Raw genomic sequence first — 19,575 nt, forward strand, 5'->3', positions numbered from 1 at the left:
CGATGTTGACGACCGGAATGCGCCCGATGCCCATGCCGCGCAGCGCCACCTGTCCGGGGATCAGCACCTGGTCGGCCATGACACCAGCAGCGGCGTTGCCCATGTGGGCCGCCTGCAGTTGGGACGGGGTGATGCCTGCATTGGCAATGGCTTCGCCAATCGCCTCGGCGGCGAGCGATTTGAGACCGCAGTCAATGTGCTTGCCGAAACGGGTCATGCCCGTGCCAGCGACGAAGACGGGCTGCATGGAAAGCGTCTAAGACTGGGCGGATGAGGAATTTGCACGCCTGCGCCAGAGGCTGGTGATCCAGCCGCTCAAGCCATTTGGGGCCAGGAAGACCATTGCGAGCAGTGCGAAGCCGAAAATCATCCACGGGGCGGATTGCGACACGCTCTCGGCCAGGTTGGGCGTAAGCACGATGAAAGCAGCCCCCAGGAAGGCGCCCCACAGGCTCCGCACCCCGCCCACGAAGCTGCCCACCAGCAGGGACACCGAGAGCAGGAAGGGAAAGTTCTCGGGCGCGACGAACTGGCCCGCCACCACGCTCAGGGCACACCACGCTCAGGGCACCGGCCAGGCCGGTGAACGCCGCGCTGAGGCCGAACATCTGCGTGCGCAGGGCGGTGATGTCGAGCCCGCCCGCCGCCGCCGCGAGCGGCTGGTCGCGCGAGGCGTCCACCAGGCGGCCGAACTGCGAGCCGAGAATCCGCCGCGCCAGCAGGAAGGCGCAGAGCGCGCAGGCCGCAACGCAGGCCATGATGGCCCAGTCCGCCCGGTCGGCCAGCACCCCTGGGAACACAGGTTTTTCCAGGACGATCCCCGCCACGCCGCCGGTCAGCCACTCGATCTTTTTCCACTTGAGCGCCTGCGGTGTCACGACCGCCACCGCGAAGGTGGACAGCGCCAGATAAAGCATGGGCAGCCGCAGCGCCGGGAAGCCGAAGAGGAAACCCGCCACGAAGCACAACAGCGCCGCCACCGGCACGCCCACGTAGAACGGCCAGCCCAGGTGATGCGAGAGCACCGCCGCGGTATAGGCACCGATGGCGAAGAAGGCGCTGTGGCCGAGCGAGATCTGGCCCGTGTAGCCGGTGAGCAGGTTCAGGCCCATGATGGCGATGCCATAGATCAGCACCTGCGTCATCACGTACAACGGATAACTTTGCCAACTAAAGGACCAGGCCAGCAGCGCGAGCCCGACCACCGAGGCCGTCCAGCGCAACCAGGTGGGCGATGCCGCCGGGCGGATGTTGAGTGGGGCGTTCATGGTAAACCGTCTTGCCGAAGATGCCGGCGGGCCGCAAGACCAGCATGGCGATGATCAGCAACATGATGCAGGTCAGCTTCAGGTCGTTGCCGACCACATAGGCGCCCAGCAGGTTCTCCAGCACCCCGATGGCGAAGCCCCCGGCCACGGCACCCACGGGGCTGGCAATGCCGCCCAGCAGCGCGCCCGCCAGTGCATAGATCAGCGGCCCCATCATCATCGACGGCTCCAGGAACACGATGGGCGCGGCCATCAGCCCTGCCACGGCACCGGCCACCGCCGCAAGGCCCCAGCCCACGGCCAGCACCTTGTTGGTGCTGATGCCCACCAGCTCTGCCGACGGCGCGTTCACCGCCACCGCGCGCATCGCCAGGCCGAAGCGGGTGAAGCGGAAGAACACGAACACCGCCGCCAGCTCGGCAAGGGTGACGAGCAGAACGCCGACCTCATGGGCCGAGAGAAAGGGCTCGGCACGGCGGAGAACACCACCGAACGGCGTGGCGAACTCCTGCATCTCATGTCCGAACAGCCAGCCGACCAGGCTGTTGAGGATGATGAGCAGCGCGATGCTGGCCGCCACGACCGAGAGCACCGGCTTGTGCCGCAGGGGCTGGAAGATGACCCGCTCCAGCGCCAGCCCGAGCAGGAACGCACCCACGACCACGACGGCGAAGGCTACCCACCACGACGCGCCAGCCTGAACCAGCGCCCAGCTCATGTAGGTGGAAAACATCGCCAGTTCGCCCTGCGCGAAATTGACGGACGAAGTGCAGCGGTAGATGAGCACGAGCGCGATGGCCAAGCTGGCATAGATGCCGCCCGCCGCCAGGCCCGAAGCTATCTGGTGAAGAAATGCTTGCATGGTGAACCTTTGTTTGTTCAGTGGCCGAGGTAGCTGCGGCGCACGGCGTCGTCTTCGCGCAGCTCGGCAGCGGTGCCCTGGGCGGTGATGCGTCCGCTTTCGAGCACATAGGCCCGGTTGACCAGGTTCAGCGCAACCTGGGCGTTCTGCTCCACGATGAGGGCCGTGAGGTGCTCGGTTTCGCGCAACTGGTGCAGGAGTTCGTAGATCTCCTGCGTCACGCGCGGCGCGATGCCGAACGAGGGCTCGTCCAGCAGCAGCGCCGCTGAGCGTGCCCGCCGCCTGCTTCGCGCGGCTGGACAGCTTGGGGAACAGCGTCTGCATGCGGGCGATGTCCTGCTCGATGCCGTCCTTGTCGCGGCGGTGGATGGCGCCCACGCGCAGGTTCTCCAGCACCGTCAGGTCGCCGAAGGTGCCGCGCCCCTCGGGCACGTGGGCGATGCCCAGCGAGGCGATGGCGGGCGCGGCCATGTCGATGATGTCCTGGCCCTCGAAGCGCAGCGTGCCCGTGGCCGTCACCTGCTGGTGGCTGATGGCGCGCAGGATGGAGGTCTTGCCCGCGCCGTTGGCGCCGAGCAGCGCCACCATTTCGCCCGCCTGAACGTGCAGGTCGATGCCATGCACCACCGCCGTGCGGCCATAGGCCACCGCGAGGTTGCGGATTTCAAGCCGTTGGGTCACAGCACACCTCCCAGATAGGCATCGAGCACGGCGTCGTTGTTGGCCACTTCCTCGGGCGAGCCCTGGGCGAGCTTGCGGCCAAAGCTCAGCACCGCGAGGTCGGAGCAGGTCTTCATCACGAAGCGCATGTTGTGTTCCACGACCACCATGCTCAACTTCAACTCTTCATGCAGGCGCAGCAGCACCTCGCGCAGTTCATCGACCTCGCCAGCGGTGAGGCCAGCGGCAGGTTCGTCGAGCAGCAGCAGCTTGGGCTGCGTCACCAGCGCCCGCGCGATTTCCACGCGGTGCTGGATGCCCACTGGCAGTTCCGCCACGCCCCGGTCCGCATACGCAGACAGCCGCAGCGTGGCCAGGGCCGCGTCGGCCGAGTGTGCGATTTCTTCCTCGGCGGCACGGACGGCGCGCGAGCGCAGCGCGGCACCCAGCATCGACACCGGCAGCCGCGCGTGCGCGCCCACCATCACGTTCTCGCGCACCGTGAGCGACGGGTAGAGCGCCACGTTCTGGAAGGTACGGCTGAGGCCCAGCCGGGCGACGCCGTGGCGCGGCAGGCGTGTCAGTTCAGCGTGGCCGAAGCGCACGCTGCCGCGTGTGGGCCGGTACAGGCCGCTGATGCAGTTGAAGCAGGTCGTCTTGCCGGCCCCGTTCGGCCCGATCAGGCCGAAGATGCTGCCCTCAGGCACGTCCATCGAGAAGGCGTCCAGCGCAACGACGCCGCCAAAGCGGATCGTCAGATCGCGTACGGAAAGAATGGGTTCCATCGCTGCGCTCGACCCGTCAGGACGACATCACCTTCCAGCTCGTGCCATCGAACTGCTGGATGCGCATGTCCGGTATCGGGTGAGGGCGGGCGTCGCTGGTCTTGACACGCAGGCCCGGCAGCATCATGGGCAACTCCATGTCCAGGCGGCGCGCCTGCCGCAGGATGTTCTCGCGCGAGAGGTCGTTGCCGCACTGCTTGAGCAACTGCACTGTCACTTGCCCAAGGCAAGCACCGAGCACGGTGAGGTACTCCTTGGCCGCGCCTTTGTTGTATTTGTCCATGAAGGCATGCCAGGCCTGGAACCCGGGGTCGTCCTTCCAGGTCAGGTCGCCCGGATCCTTGACGAACGCGGCGCTCATGACGCCCTTGACCTTGTCCAGCCCCACCGGGGTCAGCACCATGGGCACCGAAGACGCACTCGGGTTGATGTAGATCGTCGGCCGCCAGCCGATGTCATGGGCCTTGCGCAGCGACTGGAGGGTGGCTTTGGGCGAACCCCAAGCTACCAGCACGTCCGCGCCCGAGGCCTGCATGGAGACGATCTGCGAGTCCACCGTCGGATCGGACACCTCGTGCGATTCTTCGCGCACGAGCGGCTTTCCGGCGGCGGCCAGAACCTCCTTCATGCCGCGCAGCACATCCTTGCCGGCATCGTCGTTCTGGTAGAACATGGCGATCTTCGCGTTCGGCCGCGTCTGCAGGATGTGCCTGGCCAGAATGCGCCCTTCGTCGGTGTACAGGGGCAGCCAGCCCATGCTCCAGGGGAACTTGGCCGCATCGTCCAACCACGTGGCGGCACCGGACGAAACAAAGAGCTGCGGTACTTTGGCGTTGTTGAGATAGCTACGCGTCGCCAGCCCGGTGGACGAGCCTATCTGACCCGCGATGAAAGCCACCTGCTCGCGCTCCACCAGGCGGCGCACTTGCTCCAGGGTTTTCGGCGGGCTGTAGCCATCGTCGGCCAGCACCAGCTTGAGCTTGCGCCCATTCACGCCGCCCTCGGCGTTGACCAGATCAAACCATGCAGACATGGCCTTGCCGACGGCGCCATAGCCTGCGGCCGGGCCGCTGAGCGGCAGGGTCGAGCCGATCTTGATTTCGCTGTCCGTCACGCCTGGGGTGCCCGCGCCCTGCGCGCGGGTCAGACCAGAAACGCCCGCCAGCATGGCGCCGGAAAGCATGGTGATGAATTGTCTTTTCTGCATGATGTCTCCTGTGGTGGTTGGATGGGTCAGGTGAATTGATGCGTCAGCGCGGCGCCATGCGAAGGGCACCATCCACGCGGATGGACTCGGCGTTCATGTAGCCGCAAGTGACCAGAAACTCGACGGCCTGCGCGAATTCATCGGGGTCGCCCAAACGCTTGGGAAAGGGAAAGGGCACGCTGGCCGCCAGCGCCTGCTTGACGTTGTCCGGCAGGGCCAGCAGCAAGGGCGTGCCGAAGATCCCCGGCAGGATGGTGTTGACGCGAACGCCTTCGTCCATCAGGTCGCGCGCGATCGGCAAGGTCATGCCCATAACGGCGGCCTTGCTGGCGGCGTAGCTGGCCTGGCCGACCTGGCCGTCCACTGCGGCGGCCGAAGCGGTGTTGACCACGACGCCGCGGTCGCCGTCGGCCAGCGGTTCCAGCGCCAGCATGCCCGCCGTCGACTTGGCAATGCAGCGGAACGTACCCACCAGGTTGATCTGCACGATGCGATTGAAGCGATCCACCGCACTCGGGCGGATCTCACCCGTTTTCCGGTCGCGGCTGACAGTCTTGACGGCGTCGGCCGTGCCGGCGCAGTTGACCAGAACGCGTTCCTGCCCGATCGCGGCGCGGGCCTTGGCGAAGGCTGCGTCCACCTGCTCCTCGGACGTTGCCAACGCCTGGCCGACGGCTTCGTTCATGTCGAAGATGGCGACTTTGACGCCGTGGCTGGCCAAGAGCCGGGCCGTGGCAGCTCCCAGACCGGAAGCCCCCCCGGTGATGACGGCAGAAATGTCGGAATTCAGTTTCATGGTTTTTCCTTGATAGATGACAGACAGGCGTTATTGGCCAGTGAAGTTGGGGGCACGCTTGTCCAGGAATGCCGCTTGCCCTTCCAGGTTGTCGGCCGAACGCAAAACGACGAAGAAATTGCGCTTCTCATGCTCCAGGCCCTGCGCGAGTGGAGTTTCAAAGCTGGCCAAGGCCGCATCTTTCGCGAGCGCCACGGCCAGCGGCGAATTGGCCGCAATCCGGCTGGCCATCGCCAACGCCGTCGGCAGGGCCTGGCCGTCAGCAGTCACTTCGGCGACGATGCCGACGTCGCAGGCCTTGCGGGCGTCGATGAAATCGCCGGTCAGCAGCAGAGCCATCGCCTTGGACTTGCCGATGGCATGGATCAGGCGCTGGGTGCCGCCAGCACCGGGAATGGCACCCAGCTTGACTTCCGGCACGCCGAACTTGGCTGACTCGCCGGCGATCACGATGTCGCAGGCCAGCGCCAGTTCCATGCCGCCGCCCAGCGCGACCTTTTCCACCGCCGCAATGACGGGCTTGGGGAAGCTCCCCAGTTCCGAAAAGAAGTCCCAGCCCGTCGCTGCGCGATCACCCAGCAGCGGCGCGGCGCGCAGCACCTCGAACGCCGTGATGTCAGCTCCGGCGCAAAACACGCCCTCGGCGCCGGTGATGATGACGGCTCGCACGGCATCGTCGTCGCGCAGTTGCGCAAGCTGCGCGCGCAGGCCATCGAATACCGCGCGGTTCAAGCTGTTCTTCGCACGGGGGCGGTTGATGGTCAAGGTGACGATGGCGCCTTCGCGGCTGACGAGCACTTCGCTGGATTCGCTCATGTTGGCCCCGCTCATGCCAGCCGCTCGATGATGGTGGTGTTGGCCGTGCCCGAGGCCTCGCAAATGGTCTGCAGGCCATAGCGACCACCCCGGCGCTCCAGCTCGTACAGCAGGTCGGTGAGCATCCGCGCGCCGGTGGAGCCCAGCGGATGGCCGATGGCCATCGAGCCGCCATTGACGTTGAGGCGGTCGTCCGGGACGCCGAATTCCTGCTGGAACATGAGCGGCACGCCGCCGAAGGCCTCGTTGACCTCGAACAGATCGATGTCGTTGATGCTCAGGCCCGCTTCCTTCAGTGCCTTGCGGGTGGAATCGAGCACGGCGGTGAACTGGATCACCGGATCGGCGGCGGCCACGGCGGTGCTGACGAAGCGCGCACGCGGCTTCAGGCCGTGCTGCTTGGCATAAGCGCGGCTGGCGATCAGCAGCGCGGCGGCACCATCGCTGACCTGCGACGAGTTGCCGGCGGTGGTGGTGCCGTTGGCGGCAAACGCCGGCTTGAGCGTGGCCATCTTCTCGGGGTCGGGGTTGGCGCGCACGCCCTCGTCGGCAGCGACGATCGGGCTGTTCGGGTCGGCCGGATCCTCGGTCAGCTGCACCAGCTGATCTTTGATGCGGCCGGCCTGCATCGCCTCGGTGGCGCGCCGATGGCTGCGCACGGCAGAGGCATCCAGGGTCTCACGCGTAAGACCGAAGCGCGTGTTCAGCAACTCCGACGAAACGCCTTGCGGTATCAGCGGGTTGTCCTGGTAGCGCGCCAGCTCGCGCGGACTGTATTGCGAGCCGAGCGGCGCGCCGGGCTTGAACGACGGCGGCAGCGGCGCCTGCGACATCGACTCCACCCCCCCGCCGATGGCCAACTGGTAGGCGCCCGCCTGGATACCATGCACGGCAAAGCTCACCGCCTGCTGGCCAGAGCCGCATTGCCGATCGACCGTCACTGCCGGGACGGATTCGGGCAGCCCCGCCGCCAACACGGCATGCCTCCCCAGGTTGCCGTGCTGCTGGTCCCACTGCAGCACGCAGCCGACGATCACGTCGTCCAGATCCGCCGGGTTGATGCCGGATTGCTCGACCAACTGGCGCAGCGTCTCGGCCATCAGGTCGACGGGATGCCATTTATGCAAGCGTCCGCCGCGCTTGCCCACGGGGGTGCGCAGTGCACCAACGATGACGGGTTCATGATCATTCATGTTGTTCTCCTGTAGCAAAAGGTTGGCTCACTCGGTGTAGCGGCCCACGTGCTCGGCGCGGATGCGCTTCTTGTCGATCTTGCCGACGCTGGTCTTGGGGATGGTCTCGACGAACAGGATCTGATCCGGCAACTGCCACTTTGCGAAGGCGCTGGTCAGGTGTTCCTGCAATTGCTCCTGGGTCGCCTGCTGGCCGGGCCTCAGCACCACCAGGGCCAGCGGCCGCTCCTGCCACTTCGGATGCGGAACCCCGACCACCGCGGCGTCGCGCACGGCTGGGTGGCCCATGAGCAGGTTTTCCATGTCGATGGAAGAGATCCATTCGCCACCGCTCTTGATCACGTCCTTGATGCGGTCGGTAACCTTGAGGTAGCCGTTCTCGTCCACCGTGCCGACATCGCCCGAGCGCCACCAGCCGCCCTCCAGGAAGCGATCGCCCGAATCGGGCATGTCGTGGTAACTGGTCGTGATCCAGGGGCCGCGCAGGCAAATCTCGCCGGCCGACTGGCCGTCGTGCGGCAGATCCTGGTCGTTGGCATCGAGGATGCGGATGTCCACGCCGGTCAGGACCAGGCCCTGCTTGCGCTTGAGATTCCACCGCTCGTCCTGAGTCAAGCGCTTCCTCAACGTGGGCTTGAGGCGGTTGACGGTCACCAGCGTCGTGGCTTCGGTGGCGCCGTAGCCGTGCACCACCTCGGCACCCGTGAGTTCGTGGAAGCCGATCATCATCGACAGCGGCGGCTCGCTCGCGCCGGACAGCATGCGCATGCGGCTGAAGTCCGGCTTGACCGGCAGCGTCTCGATGTACTGCAGCATCGGTTGGAAGATGGCCGGTGCGCCGTTGGTGATGGTCACGCCCTCGGCAATCATGGTGTCGACCAGCGGCTTGGTGTCCTCGGCAGCGTAGCGTCCCGGCAGCACGATCTTGTCGGCCAGCAGCGTGGCGGCCTGTGGTAAGCCCCAGCACTGCCCGTGGAACATGGGCGTGATGAGCATGACGCAGTCGTCCAGCGTCATGCCCATGTTGGTGGCCATGCCCGTGGAGTGCAGGTAGATGCCGCGGTGCGAGTAGTACACGCCCTTGGGTTTGCCCGTGGTGCCGGTGGTGTAGCAGGCGCTGTAAGCCGAGGTTTCGTCGATCTCGGGCCAGTCGATCTTGGCATCAGCAGCGGCCAGCAGGTCTTCGTAGTGCAGCAGCGGTTTCAGCGTGGTCTTGATCTGGTCCAGCGGCTTGTCGGTCATCACGATCCAGCCCTTGATCTGGGGCGAGTTCGCTGCGACGGATTCGGCGATCGGCAGCAAGGACTCGTCCACGCAAACGTAAGACACCTTGCTGTGGCCGACCACGTAGCCCAGGTCCTCGGCGCCCAGGCGCAGATTCATCTGCAGCATGACCGCGCCCAGGCCGGGGATGGACCAGTACAGCTCGAAGTGGCGCCGGCTGTTCCAGTCCAGCACACCGACGCGGTCGCCCGGCTCGACACCGAGCGCGCGCAGCGCATTGGCGCTGCGGCAGACGCGCGCGTAGCAGTCGGCATAGGTGTAGCGATCCCAGCCGCCATCGGGTGTGCGGTAGACGATCTCCTGGTCCCCGTGGGTGCGCGCGGCGTGCCGGATCAGCGTCGTGGTGTTGAGCTGGCGTTCGTTGCCCGTGGTGGACGGGCAGCCGCGGATGGGCTGGGTGGTGCTGGTCATTTTCTGGTCTCCTAAGTAATTGCGTTGAGTGCCTGGAACCGTGGGGCCGGGGCCGCCTCGATGGCGCCGGAGGGGGTGGTCTGGTAGATACCCCGTGCCGCGTTGTGCGGATGCCGCGGCTGCCTTCGAGCAACGCGCACCAGTGCGCCCTGGGTTGGCTGCGGATGAGGGCCGCAATGCGCTCCTTCAGCGCTGGCCACGTCGTCGTGTCGTACTGGTCGGCAGGGTTCACGTCCGTCAGGCCCAGCTTCGACAGCAGCAGTGCGTGGAACGCGGGCTCCACCACCGCGAGGCTGATGAAGCCGCCGTCGGCACAGGCGTACACGTCATAGAACGGCGAATCGTGAAACGGGCTCGGCTTCGTGCCGTCGATCTGCCCATTGGCGCGAATCCAATGCACCAGCGTGCCCATCATGGCCACGATGTCGATGATGGCGGCATCCACGACCCGGCCGCGGCCACTGCCCCTACCGTTACCGCGCGCATCGACCAGCGCGCAGGCGACACCGAAGGCCATGCCCAGCGCCCCGGCCGCGTCCCCGAGCACCGAGGGCGGCACGATGGGCATCTGCCCCTTGCGGGCCGACAGCGACAGCAGGCCCGTCAGCGCCACGTAGTTCAGGTCGTGGCCAGCGGCCCGGGAGAGCGGGCCGTCCTGGCCCCAGCCCGTCATCCGGCCATAGACCAGCTTGGGGTTGCGCGCCGCGCATTCGGCGGGGCCGAACCCCAGCCGTTCCATCACGCCGGGGCGAAAGCCTTCGATCAGAACGTCGGACTGGCCGATCAGATCCAGGGCGCGCGCCTTGCCGCCGGGCGACTTCAGGTCGGTGATCTCGACCGTCTTGCCCCGGTGCAGCGGGTTGGCCGCCGCCCCGCCCAGCGGCTGCGCCCCGGCGGCCTGCTCGGCCCGTGTCAGCGCAATCACCTCGGCACCCATGTCGGCCAGCATCATGGCGGCCAGCGGGCCCGGCCCGATCCCTTCGAACTCCACCACACGGACGCCGTGCAGTGGCTTTTGCAGCATGTGCGAGGCGTTCACAGCTTCCTCGCAATCAGTTCTTTCATGACCTCGTTCGCGCCGCCGTAGATCTTCTGCACGCGCGAGGTGGTGTACATGCGCGCGATCGGGTATTCGTACATGTAGCCGTAGCCGCCGAACATCTGCAGGCACTCGTCCACCACGCGGCACTGCTGCTCGCTGCACCACCACTTGGCCATGTACGCGGCTTCGGCGTCGAGCTTTCCGTCCAGCAGCCGCTGGATGCAGTCGTTGACGAAGGTGCGCACCACGTGAGCGGTGGTGGCGATCTCGGCCAGCTTGTGGCGCGTGGTCTGCATCTCGAACAGCGGTGCGCCGAAAATCTTGCGCTCCTTCGTGTATTCGACGGTGAGTTCCAGGGCCCGGTCGATGATGGCCGCCGCAGGCACGGCGATGGTCATGCGTTCGTAGGGCAACTGGCCCATCAACTGCTTGAAACCAAGCCCTTCGACGCCCCCCAGGACTTGATCGACCGGCACGCGCACCCCGTCGAAGAAGAGTTCGGCGGTGTCCGACGCATGCAGGCCGATCTTGTCGAGCAGGCGGCCCACGCGGAACCCTGGCAGGTTCTCGGTCTCCACCACGATCAGCGAAAGGCCTCGGCTGCCCGCCTCGCCGGTGCGTGCGACCACAATCAGCAGATTGCAGGTGTAGCCGTTGGTGATGAAGGTCTTGGCACCGTCGATCACGTAGTGGTCGCCATCACGGCGCGCGCGGGTGGCGATGGCCTTGAGGTCCGTCCCGCAGCCGGGTTCGGTCATCGCAATGCCGAGCAGCATCTCGCCGCTGCTCAGCTTGGGCAGCCAGCGCTGCTTCTGCTCCTCGGTGCCGTAGTCCATGATGTAGTGCGCAGCGATGCTGTTCACCTGGACGTTGTTGGGCATTTCCGCTCTGGTCAACTCATCCTGTACCACCAGCTGGTAGGCAATGCTGGCCCCGGTGCCGCCGTAGGCTTCGGGCATTTCGGGCAGCATGAACCCCATCTCGCCGAAGGGCCGCCAGGTCTCGCGCGGGACGTAGCCCTGTTCGCGCCAAGCGGGCAGGTGCGGAGCCATCTCGGCGGCGATGTAGCGGCGCACCTGGTCGCGAAAGGTCTCGATGTCGCTGTCCATCCAGGGTTGACGGTGCAATTGCGGCAGCATGGGAGCGCTCCTCAGAAGGTTTGTACGATGAAGGTTTGAAAACTTGGCCAGCGATGCGGCCCCGGGTCATGCCCGCATACCCACAACGGGGCGGGCGAAGCGTCGAATCTCTGCGTTCTCAGTCTGTCCAGGGCATATGGTCGGCATTCAGCCCGTGCGCGTCTTGCCCGCCAGTGCATGGCAAGTTGACTTTGCGTGTGCAAGGGAAAGCCCGGCTGACTCGACCGGGCCGATGGCGGAGCCGTGAGCAGTCATGCCGCGTGCATCGCTGGGCGACACTCCAAAGCGTTGTTTGAATGCGCGGCAGAAATGGCTGGTGGAGTTGAAGCCCCAGTGAAAGGCGATCGCCGAGACCTGCAGATGCCGGCAGACCGGGTCAACGAGTGTCCGCCAGCACGCTTGCAATCGGCTTTCCAGGATGTGGCCGACCACCGTGGTATCGCCCTGCGCAAACAGCGCATGAAGGTAACGCAGTGAAATACCGTGCGCCGCGGCGATGCGTGCCGGACTCAGGTCATCCTCTTGAAAATGCTGGGCGATGTAGGCAAGTACTCGTTCGCGCAACGCGGCCATGGCCGTGAATCGAGTGGCGCTCTCCGGCTCTGGCAGCGCAATGTCCAGAAGCCCGATCACCGTGCGGCAAAGGGCGACGTGGGCGGAGGGCGGCACGGCGCCGATCTCCTTTGCCAACCCCATCAGGTGTTGGCTGAGCAGTGAGCCCACGCCTGTGTGACTGTCAATGCGGCAGGCTGCGGGCGGCTGCTTGCGGCCCGGTAGATGCTCGCGCATGAGCTGCCAGGGAATCATCAACGACACGCTGTGGGTTCGTTCCAGCACCTCATAGTCTTGCCGCTGATCGGTACGCCAGAGGAACATGTCGCCCTCGCAGATTGGCGTGTCCCACTGCTGCAACTGTACTCGGCCGCTCAGGTTCAGCTGCAGCCCCAGGCAGAACTCATCGTCGAATGACGAATGTCCAGGAGGAGACTGCTCGACGCAAGCACCGGTCACGGTGCATACCAAGGAGGCTCCGGCGAGTTCGTGTCGCCGCAACTTCGCCTGGAATGCAGCAGGCTTCGCCGGGGAGGAAAGACTCCAGCGCTGGAAGGAGTCCTTGAGGATCGCTTCCGTCGCATCTATCCTGCCCTCGATGGGCGCATGGTCGATGGACCATTCCATGGGTGACTGTTGCAGCACTTGTCGTCTCCTGAATCTGCCCCCGGACGCCGCAGCCCATCGGGACCGGAGCGTCGACACCGTGGCGTGCTTTCGTGCGGCGCTCAGGGTACCCAAGGCATACAGGCAATCGTAGGCAGCGGTGCTTGGCGCGGCAATGACGGATGGTCTCGATCAACTGACAAGGCACCTCTTTCGACGGATGGGGGAGCGAGGCAACCCCGCAGCCGAGCGGCCCTGCGCTAACCTCCCGGCATCGACGGCGAACTGAAGATGCAAGGAGACGATGATGGATCTGGGTGCAATGCTGGCAGGCAAGCGGGTGCTGGTCACGGGGGCCTCGTCGGGCCTGGGCGAGAACTTCGCTCGGCTGGCTGCTGGTTGCAAGGCCAAGGTAGTGATTGGGGCGCGGCGCAAGGCGCGGCTCGACAAACTCGCCCAGGAACTCGAAAAGCTCGGTTCGCCTCAGGTCACGGTGCTGGAAATGGATGTGGCTTCCGAGCAGTCCATCGACGACGCCTTCGCCGAGATAGACGCCTCGGGCACCATCCTCGACGTGGTGGTTAACAACGCCGGGGCTTCCAACGACGCCTTGTCGCTCACGCTGCCTGCGTCCGACTTCGACTCGCTGATGGAGACCAACGTGCGCGGCGTGTGGCTGGTGGCCGCGCGTGCCGCGCAGCGCTGGGTGGATGCGGGGCGGGGAGGCTCAGTCATCAACATCGCATCGATCCTGGGCGAACGCGTGATGCCGGGCGCCATGCTGTATGCCACGTCCAAGGCTGCAGTCGTGCACATGACCAAGAGCCTGGCGCTCGAATGGGCGCGCCACGGCATTCGCGTCAATGCCATCGAGCCGGGCTACATCGACACCGAGATGACCGATGCCATGTGGGATACCGACCATGGCAAGGCGCTTATCAAGCGCATCCCGATGCGCCGCCTGGGTAAGCCGGAGGAGCTCAACGGTCTGTTCCTGCTGTTCGCGACCGAGGCCGGGTCGTGGATGACCGGCGCCTGCGTGCCAGTGGATGGCGGGCATCTGTGCTCGTCGCTTTGAGTGCGACCGCGTCGAAGCAGCGCTACGTTTTTTGGGTGCGCGAACGATAGACGCCTGGCGTGCTGCCGGTCCATGACTTGAAGGCCCGCTGGAAGGCGGTGCCGTCGGCGAACCCCAACTCGGCGGCGATGGCGCTCAGCGCGGCATCGGTGCTGGTCAACCGAACGATCGCCATGTCGCGCCGTAACTCGTCCTTCAGCACCTGAAAGGACTTGCCCTCCACGGCCAGATGCCGCTGCAGTGCGCTGACCGACATGTGCAAGCGCTGCGCGGCGACAGTCAGATCGGGCCACTCCGGGCACGCTTGCTGCAATAGCGCGCGCACCCGCGCGCTGGCTGTCCGCTCGATTAGACGCGGGCCGATCAGGTTGCCCGGTGTGGCACGCAAAAAGGTCTGGAGCGCGGCGGTGTCACGGCGCATCGGCTGCGTGAATGCGGATGCCTCGAACCAGACCGCCGACCGCGCCTGCCCGAACCGCAACGTGCCCGAGAAGATTTGGGCATAGTCTGCGGCACGCGGCGGTGGCTCGAAGGCAAAATCGAGCCCTCTGGGCACCAGTCGGCCGCCGTGCAGCCATACCAGCAGACGCCAGAAAACGCGCAACAGCAGCCCGTGCAGGAAGTCTGAATGTTTGCCCAGGGCGTGGCGCACGTCCAGAGCAGCACCCTTGAGCAAGCCATCAGAGACGGGCACAAGCGCCACGTCGTCCTGCAGCAGGGCGAAGGATGCACTCACGCGCTGCAAGGCGGCTGCCAGCGTCTTGGCCCCGAGCGTAGAGCGAGCCATCAGCGCAAAGCTGCCGCAGCGCAACGGCCGACCGTGTAGATGGCCTAGGCATTCGTCGTCCAAGCTGTTCTTCACGGCACTGAAGAGTGCGATGTATTGCTCTATGGTCACACGCGACTGCTCCAGATGCAGCAGCGACTCGGCGATGCGGGCCTGCGCCAGAACGCCATCCAGCCAGGACTCGGTGGCCAGTCCTTTGCTGCGCGCGCCGTCGAGCAGGCCATGCACGGCAAAAACAGGAACAGTGACGACGGGTTTCAACATGGTCAAAGGGAGCAACGATAGCTGGCGCTGAATCCGAAATTACACCAAGAAAACGGCCCGCTAACGATGTAGCGTCCGGCTGCGGTCAACCGGATTTTGCCTTGTGCATACAAAGTCAACTCGCCATGCACTGGCGGGCAAGACGCGTATGTGCCGAGTGCCCAGAATACCGCTTGGTAGCACACCCAGGGACGACCCGTGGACGTTCGGCATCGATGCATTCGCATGAATGCTTCTTCGGCAACGGCATGTCGGTGTGCTCACCCGAATAGCCCAGCAACCAGGAGAGAGTGAATGTCTGTCTGCGCCGTGCCTTTGCGCAACATGCTGATTGATGCGGTGATGCGCGAACGTCGTTCCGTGCGCGCCTTTCTGCCGACCCCGGTGTCGCAAGAAGCGGTGGCCCAGATTCTGTCGGTGGCAGCCAGCGCGCCCAGTGGCACCAACACCCAGCCGTGGCATGTCATTGCCGTGGCGGGCGAGGCGAGGAAGCGCCTATGCGACCGTGTATTGCACGCCTTTCACCATGAAGAGGGAGAGCACCAGTCCGAATACGACATCTACCCGGCCGAGTTCTTCGAGCCCTACCTGACCAGGCGGCGTCGGTGCGGTTTCGCTCTTTATGCCGCAGTCGGAATCTCCAAGGGAGATACGGATGCCATGCGCGCTCAACATGCACGCAACTTTGCCTTCTTCGATGCGCCGGTCGGTTTGATCTTCACCTTGGACCGGCGCATGGTGCAGAGCAGTTGGGTGGACTACGGGATGTTCTTACAGAACATCATGCTGGCGGCCCGCGCACGAGGCCTGGATACCTGTTCGCAGATGGCGTGGACCCTTTACCCGCGCCTTCTGGCTGAAGCCCTGCAAATCCCGGACGGGCAGATGGTCCTGTGCGGCATGGCACTGGGCTATGCCGACCCGGCGGCCGTGGTGAACCGCGTGCGCACCGAGCGTGAGCCGGTCGAGAACTTCACACGCTTCAGCGGCTTCTAGAAATCTTGTCATACCAACTAATCGCGTCGTAAGCCGCCTGAGAAATTCAGCCGCCCTGAAGCGGTTGATCGACCGGGCCTTGTCCTGGTGGGTAGGGTCATGCATGGATGTATGCCCTATGGGGCAGACGGGTTGAACCCACAAAGAGGAGTAAGCAATGTCTACCTACGCCGCGCCCTTGCGCGACATGCTGTTCACGATGAAGGAAGTCGGAGGCCTGGATGCGATCTGTGCCCAGCCGGGCCATGAAGAAACCACGCCCGACCTGGTCGAGGCCATCCTGCAGGAGGCTGCCCACTACGCCACCGGCGTGCTTGATCCGCTGAACCGCACCGGCGACGTGCAGGGCGCGCGCTGGCACGACGGCCAGGTCACGCCAGCCGATGGCTTTCGCGAAGCCTGGGCCAGCTTCTGCGAGAACGGCTGGAACGGCATGCCCGCTGCCACCGAATGGGGCGGCCAGGGCCTGCCCACGCTGGTGTCCACAGCCGTGCTGGAGATGTGGAAGTCGTCCAACCTCGCGTTCAGCCTGTGCCAGATGCTCACGCTGGGCGCGGTGGAAGCCATTGCGCACCATGGCAGCGACGCACTCAAGCGCCGCTTCCTGGAGCCCATGGTCGCGGGCCGCTGGACCGGCACCATGAACCTCACCGAGCCCCAAGCAGGCTCCGACTTGGCCGCGCTGCGCAGTCGCGCCGTGCCCGAAGGCGACCATTACCGCGTCAGCGGAAACAAGATCTTCATCACCTGGGGCGAGCACGACATGGCCGAGAACATCGTCCACCTCGTGCTGGCGCGCCTGCCCGATGCACCGCCCGGCGTGAAAGGCATCTCGCTGTTCCTGTGCCCGAAGTACCTGGTCAACGACGACGGCTCCCTGGGCGAACGCAACGACCTGGCCTGCACCTCCATCGAGCACAAGATGGGCATCCACGGCAGCCCCACGGCGTCGATGAGCTTTGGCGACTGCGGGGGCGCGATCGGCTACCTGGTCGGCGAGCCGAACCAGGGGCTGGCCTGCATGTTCACGATGATGAACCATGCGCGGCTGAACGTCGGCCTTGAAGGCGTGGGCATCGCCGAGCGCGCCTACCAGCGCGCACGCGCCTACGCGCTGGAGCGGGTGCAGGGCAAGCCACTGCTCAGCGGCAGCACCACCATCGCCGGCCACCCGGACGTGCGGCGCATGCTGATGGACATGAAGGCCCGCACCGAGGCCATGCGCGCATTGGCCTATTTCTGCGCCGGCCAGATGGACCGCGCCGCAGGCCACGCCGACGCGCAAGAGCGCGAGCAGGCGCTGGCCCTGGTCGGCCTGCTGATCCCGGTGGTCAAGGGCTGGTGCACCGACAGCGCACAGGGCATCACGTCCGATGGTGTGCAGGTGCATGGCGGCATGGGTTACGTCGAGGAAACCGGCGCCTCACAGCACTTGCGCGACGCGCGCATCACGACCATCTACGAAGGCACGACGGGCATCCAGGCCAACGACCTGATTGGCCGCAAGCTGGCGCGCGAGGGCGGGCGCACGCTGAAGGCACTGCTGGGCCGCATCGACGGCGATGCGCGCCGGTTGGCCGAGATGCCCGATGCCGCGTTGGCGCAGATCGGCGGCGTGTTAGCGGCTTCGGCGCGTGCGCTGGGGGACGCGGCCGACTGGCTGCTGGCCCACGACGACCAACCCGCGCAGTGCGCGGCGGGCGCCGTGCCCTTCTTGCGGCTGGCGGGCACGGTGATCGGCGGCTGGCTGTCGGCGCGCATGGCCGAAGCCGCCACTGCGCAACTCGCGGCGAGATCTGGCGATGCGGGCTTTCTCGGCGCCAAGCGTGCCACGGCCAGCCACTACGCAGCGCATGTCCTAGTGCAGGCGCCGATGTTGCGCGACATCGTCACGGGCGGCGCCGCCAGCACGCTGGCCCTGGCGGATGATCAACTCTGAATGATCCTGAAAGGAAACCCTCCCATGAAAATCCTGGTTCCCGTCAAGCGGGTGGTTGACTACAACGTCAAGGTCCGCGTCCAGAGCGATGGCAGCGGCGTGGACATCGCCAATGTCAAAATGAGCATGAACCCCTTCGACGAGATTGCCGTCGAAGAGGCTGTGCGGCTCAAGGAGAAAGGCGCGGCAACGGAGATCGTCGCCGTCTCGTGCGGCGTGTCCCAATGCCAGGAGACGCTGCGCACCGCCATGGCCATCGGTGCCGACCGCGGCATCCTGGTCGAGACCAATGAAGAACTGCAGCCGCTGGCCGTGGCTAAGCTGCTCAAGGCCCTGATCGACAATGAACAGCCCGGCCTCGTGATCCTGGGCAAGCAGGCCATCGACGACGACTGCAACCAGACCGGCCAGATGCTGGCGGCGCTGGCCGACCTGCCGCAAGCCACCTTCGCCTCCAAGGTCGAGATCGCCGGCGACAAGGCAGCCGTGACCCGCGAAGTGGACGGCGGCCTGGAAACCCTCAGCCTTACGCTGCCCGCCGTCATCACCGCCGACCTGCGCCTGAACGAGCCGCGCTACGTCACGCTGCCCAACATCATGAAGGCCAAGAAAAAGCCGCTGGACACCGTCAAGCCCGAAGACCTCGGCGTGGACGTGGCCCCGCGCCTGAAGACCTTGAAGGTCAGCGAACCCGCCAAGCGCGGCGCCGGCGTGAAGGTGGCCGACGTGGCCGCCCTGGTCGAGAAACTCAAGAACGAAGCGAAGGTGATCTGACATGACCGTACTCGTAATCGCTGAACACGACAACGCGACCATCAAGGGCGCGACGCTCAACACCGTGACGGCCGCCGCAGCCTGCGGCGGCGACGTGCACGTGCTGGTGGCCGGCCACAACGCCGGCGCTGCCGCACAGCAAGCCAGCCAGATCGCCGGCGTTGCCAAGGTCATCCACGCCGACGGCGCCAGCCTGGCCCACGGCCTCGCCGAGAACGTGGCCGCCCAGGTGCTGGCACTCCATGGCAGTGGTGCCGGCAACTACAGCCACATCCTGTTCCCCGCCACCGCCAGCGGCAAGAACGTGGCCCCGCGCGTGGCTGCCAAGCTCGACGTCGCCCAGATCAGCGACATCACCAAGGTCATCTCCGCCGATACCTTCGAGCGCCCCATCTACGCCGGCAACGCCATCGCCACCGTGCAGTCTGCTGATGCCGTGAAGGTCATCACCGTGCGCACCACCGGCTTTGACGCCGCCGCCGCCACGGGTGGCAGCGCCGCTGTCGAAACCGCTGCTGCGGCCGCCGACGCTGGCAAGAGCAGCTACGTGGGCAGCGAGATCGCCAAGAGCGACCGCCCCGAACTCACCGCCGCCAAGATCATCGTGTCTGGTGGCCGTGCGCTGGGCAGCAAGGAAAAGTTCGACGAAGTCATCACCCCCCTGGCCGACAAGCTGGGCGCTGCCATCGGCGCCAGCCGTGCTGCCGTGGATGCGGGCTACGCCCCCAACGACCTGCAAGTGGGCCAGACGGGCAAGATCGTCGCGCCGCAGTTGTACATTGCCGCCGGCATCTCGGGCGCCATCCAGCACCTGGCCGGCATGAAGGACTCCAAGGTGATCGTGGCGATCAACAAGGACCCCGAGGCCCCGATCTTCAGCGTGGCCGACTACGGGCTGGAGGCGGACCTTTTCGCAGTTGTGCCGGAATTCGTCAAGGCCTTTTAAATTGGATGAGATACACCATGGAGCTTCGGCATTTACGTTGCTTTATAGCGGTGGCCGAAGAACTTCACTTCGGCCGCGCAGCGGAAAAGCTGCACATCGATCAGTCCCCTTTGTCGCGCACCATCAAGGAGATAGAGGAAGAGCTCGGGGCGCAACTGTTCACGCGAACC

General features: G+C 65.7%; 19 protein-coding genes and 2 pseudogenes. 6 read left to right on the plus strand and 15 right to left on the minus strand.

Annotated elements, in window-relative coordinates:
- The 14 genes and pseudogenes from ABS45_RS16840 to ABS45_RS16900 form a co-directional block, all read right to left on the minus strand.
- Positions 1 to 217 (minus strand): hypothetical protein (locus ABS45_RS16840; protein WP_291557855.1); only part of this gene is annotated, 217 nt, incomplete at its 3' end.
- Entirely contained in the window at positions 192 to 1,268 is a 1,077-nt protein-coding gene (locus tag ABS45_RS16845; RefSeq protein ID WP_291557858.1) for a branched-chain amino acid ABC transporter permease, read from the minus strand. The genes ABS45_RS16840 and ABS45_RS16845, both read right to left, overlap by 26 nt.
- Positions 1,171 to 2,130: a branched-chain amino acid ABC transporter permease gene (locus tag ABS45_RS16850; RefSeq protein ID WP_291557860.1), complete on the minus strand. Its 960-nt coding sequence runs from the start codon at positions 2,128 to 2,130 to the stop codon at positions 1,171 to 1,173. Before ABS45_RS16850 ends, ABS45_RS16845 begins: the two co-directional genes overlap by 98 nt.
- 17 nt (positions 2,131 to 2,147) lie before the next feature.
- Positions 2,148 to 2,351, minus strand: coding sequence for a hypothetical protein (locus ABS45_RS17660; RefSeq protein ID WP_366246644.1), 204 nt, complete (start codon positions 2,349 to 2,351; stop codon positions 2,148 to 2,150).
- Positions 2,352 to 2,436: 85 nt separating this feature from the next.
- A pseudogene (locus ABS45_RS17665) lies at positions 2,437 to 2,718 on the minus strand (ATP-binding cassette domain-containing protein); the annotation flags it as partial.
- Between the two features lie 89 nt (positions 2,719 to 2,807).
- Positions 2,808 to 3,575, minus strand: coding sequence for an ABC transporter ATP-binding protein (locus ABS45_RS16860; RefSeq protein WP_291557863.1), 768 nt, complete (start codon positions 3,573 to 3,575; stop codon positions 2,808 to 2,810).
- A gap of 16 nt (positions 3,576 to 3,591) precedes the next feature.
- Complete coding sequence (locus ABS45_RS16865) at positions 3,592 to 4,782, minus strand: ABC transporter substrate-binding protein (protein ID WP_291557865.1); 1,191 nt, start codon at positions 4,780 to 4,782, stop codon at positions 3,592 to 3,594.
- A 43-nt stretch (positions 4,783 to 4,825) separates the two neighbouring features.
- On the minus strand, positions 4,826 to 5,578 hold the full coding sequence (locus ABS45_RS16870) for an SDR family NAD(P)-dependent oxidoreductase (protein WP_291557868.1): 753 nt from the start codon (positions 5,576 to 5,578) through the stop codon (positions 4,826 to 4,828).
- A gap of 30 nt (positions 5,579 to 5,608) precedes the next feature.
- Positions 5,609 to 6,409: an enoyl-CoA hydratase-related protein gene (locus ABS45_RS16875; protein WP_023123319.1), complete on the minus strand. Its 801-nt coding sequence runs from the start codon at positions 6,407 to 6,409 to the stop codon at positions 5,609 to 5,611.
- Complete coding sequence (locus ABS45_RS16880) at positions 6,406 to 7,587, minus strand: thiolase family protein (RefSeq protein WP_291557878.1); 1,182 nt, start codon at positions 7,585 to 7,587, stop codon at positions 6,406 to 6,408. Before ABS45_RS16880 ends, ABS45_RS16875 begins: the two co-directional genes overlap by 4 nt.
- Positions 7,588 to 7,614: 27 nt before the next feature.
- Positions 7,615 to 9,282, minus strand: coding sequence for a long-chain fatty acid--CoA ligase (locus ABS45_RS16885; RefSeq protein WP_291557880.1), 1,668 nt, complete (start codon positions 9,280 to 9,282; stop codon positions 7,615 to 7,617).
- A gap of 11 nt (positions 9,283 to 9,293) precedes the next feature.
- A pseudogene (locus tag ABS45_RS16890) lies at positions 9,294 to 10,306 on the minus strand (CaiB/BaiF CoA-transferase family protein).
- A gap of 11 nt (positions 10,307 to 10,317) precedes the next feature.
- Complete coding sequence (locus tag ABS45_RS16895) at positions 10,318 to 11,463, minus strand: acyl-CoA dehydrogenase family protein (RefSeq protein WP_016452528.1); 1,146 nt, start codon at positions 11,461 to 11,463, stop codon at positions 10,318 to 10,320.
- 147 nt (positions 11,464 to 11,610) lie between these two features.
- Entirely contained in the window at positions 11,611 to 12,642 is a 1,032-nt protein-coding gene (locus ABS45_RS16900; RefSeq protein WP_017405984.1) for a helix-turn-helix domain-containing protein, read from the minus strand.
- Between the two features lie 286 nt (positions 12,643 to 12,928).
- Between ABS45_RS16900 and ABS45_RS16905 the strand changes: the two genes are divergently transcribed.
- Complete coding sequence (locus tag ABS45_RS16905; protein ID WP_026062536.1) at positions 12,929 to 13,699, plus strand: SDR family oxidoreductase; 771 nt, start codon at positions 12,929 to 12,931, stop codon at positions 13,697 to 13,699.
- Between the two features lie 22 nt (positions 13,700 to 13,721).
- On the opposite strand, the gene ABS45_RS16910 is transcribed toward ABS45_RS16905, so the two are convergent.
- Complete coding sequence (locus ABS45_RS16910) at positions 13,722 to 14,750, minus strand: AraC family transcriptional regulator (protein WP_016452525.1); 1,029 nt, start codon at positions 14,748 to 14,750, stop codon at positions 13,722 to 13,724.
- Positions 14,751 to 15,044: 294 nt separating this feature from the next.
- Between ABS45_RS16910 and ABS45_RS16915 the strand changes: the two genes are divergently transcribed.
- From ABS45_RS16915 to ABS45_RS16935, 5 genes are all read left to right on the plus strand, one after another.
- On the plus strand, positions 15,045 to 15,746 hold the full coding sequence (locus tag ABS45_RS16915; protein WP_016452524.1) for a nitroreductase: 702 nt from the start codon (positions 15,045 to 15,047) through the stop codon (positions 15,744 to 15,746).
- Between the two features lie 157 nt (positions 15,747 to 15,903).
- Complete coding sequence (locus ABS45_RS16920; protein WP_016452523.1) at positions 15,904 to 17,685, plus strand: acyl-CoA dehydrogenase; 1,782 nt, start codon at positions 15,904 to 15,906, stop codon at positions 17,683 to 17,685.
- A gap of 24 nt (positions 17,686 to 17,709) precedes the next feature.
- Complete coding sequence (locus ABS45_RS16925; protein WP_035884627.1) at positions 17,710 to 18,459, plus strand: electron transfer flavoprotein subunit beta/FixA family protein; 750 nt, start codon at positions 17,710 to 17,712, stop codon at positions 18,457 to 18,459.
- 1 nt (position 18,460) lies between these two features.
- Positions 18,461 to 19,405, plus strand: a complete 945-nt coding sequence (locus tag ABS45_RS16930) for an FAD-binding protein (protein ID WP_026382503.1) — start codon at positions 18,461 to 18,463, stop codon at positions 19,403 to 19,405.
- 17 nt (positions 19,406 to 19,422) lie between these two features.
- On the plus strand, positions 19,423 to 19,575 hold a 153-nt coding region (locus ABS45_RS16935; RefSeq protein ID WP_291557950.1), incomplete at its 3' end, for a LysR family transcriptional regulator.

The sequence above is a fragment of the Comamonas sp. SCN 65-56 genome (assembly GCF_001724135.1).
GTDB lineage: Bacteria > Pseudomonadota > Gammaproteobacteria > Burkholderiales > Burkholderiaceae_C > Comamonas_C.

Excerpts from the sequence above, each read along its gene's own strand:
- ABS45_RS16845 (WP_291557858.1), bottom strand. The coding sequence starts at position 1,268 with ATGAACGCCCCACTCAACATCCGCCCGGCGGCATCGCCCACCTGGTTG.
- ABS45_RS16850 (WP_291557860.1), bottom strand. The coding sequence starts at position 2,130 with ATGCAAGCATTTCTTCACCAGATAGCTTCGGGCCTGGCGGCGGGCGGC.
- ABS45_RS16860 (WP_291557863.1), bottom strand. The coding sequence starts at position 3,575 with ATGGAACCCATTCTTTCCGTACGCGATCTGACGATCCGCTTTGGCGGC.
- ABS45_RS16865 (WP_291557865.1), bottom strand. The coding sequence starts at position 4,782 with ATGCAGAAAAGACAATTCATCACCATGCTTTCCGGCGCCATGCTGGCG.
- ABS45_RS16870 (WP_291557868.1), bottom strand. The coding sequence starts at position 5,578 with ATGAAACTGAATTCCGACATTTCTGCCGTCATCACCGGGGGGGCTTCC.
- ABS45_RS16875 (WP_023123319.1), bottom strand. The coding sequence starts at position 6,409 with ATGAGCGGGGCCAACATGAGCGAATCCAGCGAAGTGCTCGTCAGCCGC.
- ABS45_RS16880 (WP_291557878.1), bottom strand. The coding sequence starts at position 7,587 with ATGAATGATCATGAACCCGTCATCGTTGGTGCACTGCGCACCCCCGTG.
- ABS45_RS16885 (WP_291557880.1), bottom strand. The coding sequence starts at position 9,282 with ATGACCAGCACCACCCAGCCCATCCGCGGCTGCCCGTCCACCACGGGC.
- ABS45_RS16895 (WP_016452528.1), bottom strand. The coding sequence starts at position 11,463 with ATGCTGCCGCAATTGCACCGTCAACCCTGGATGGACAGCGACATCGAG.
- ABS45_RS16900 (WP_017405984.1), bottom strand. The coding sequence starts at position 12,642 with ATGGAATGGTCCATCGACCATGCGCCCATCGAGGGCAGGATAGATGCG.
- ABS45_RS16905 (WP_026062536.1), top strand. The coding sequence starts at position 12,929 with ATGGATCTGGGTGCAATGCTGGCAGGCAAGCGGGTGCTGGTCACGGGG.
- ABS45_RS16910 (WP_016452525.1), bottom strand. The coding sequence starts at position 14,750 with ATGTTGAAACCCGTCGTCACTGTTCCTGTTTTTGCCGTGCATGGCCTG.
- ABS45_RS16915 (WP_016452524.1), top strand. The coding sequence starts at position 15,045 with ATGTCTGTCTGCGCCGTGCCTTTGCGCAACATGCTGATTGATGCGGTG.
- ABS45_RS16920 (WP_016452523.1), top strand. The coding sequence starts at position 15,904 with ATGTCTACCTACGCCGCGCCCTTGCGCGACATGCTGTTCACGATGAAG.
- ABS45_RS16925 (WP_035884627.1), top strand. The coding sequence starts at position 17,710 with ATGAAAATCCTGGTTCCCGTCAAGCGGGTGGTTGACTACAACGTCAAG.
- ABS45_RS16930 (WP_026382503.1), top strand. The coding sequence starts at position 18,461 with ATGACCGTACTCGTAATCGCTGAACACGACAACGCGACCATCAAGGGC.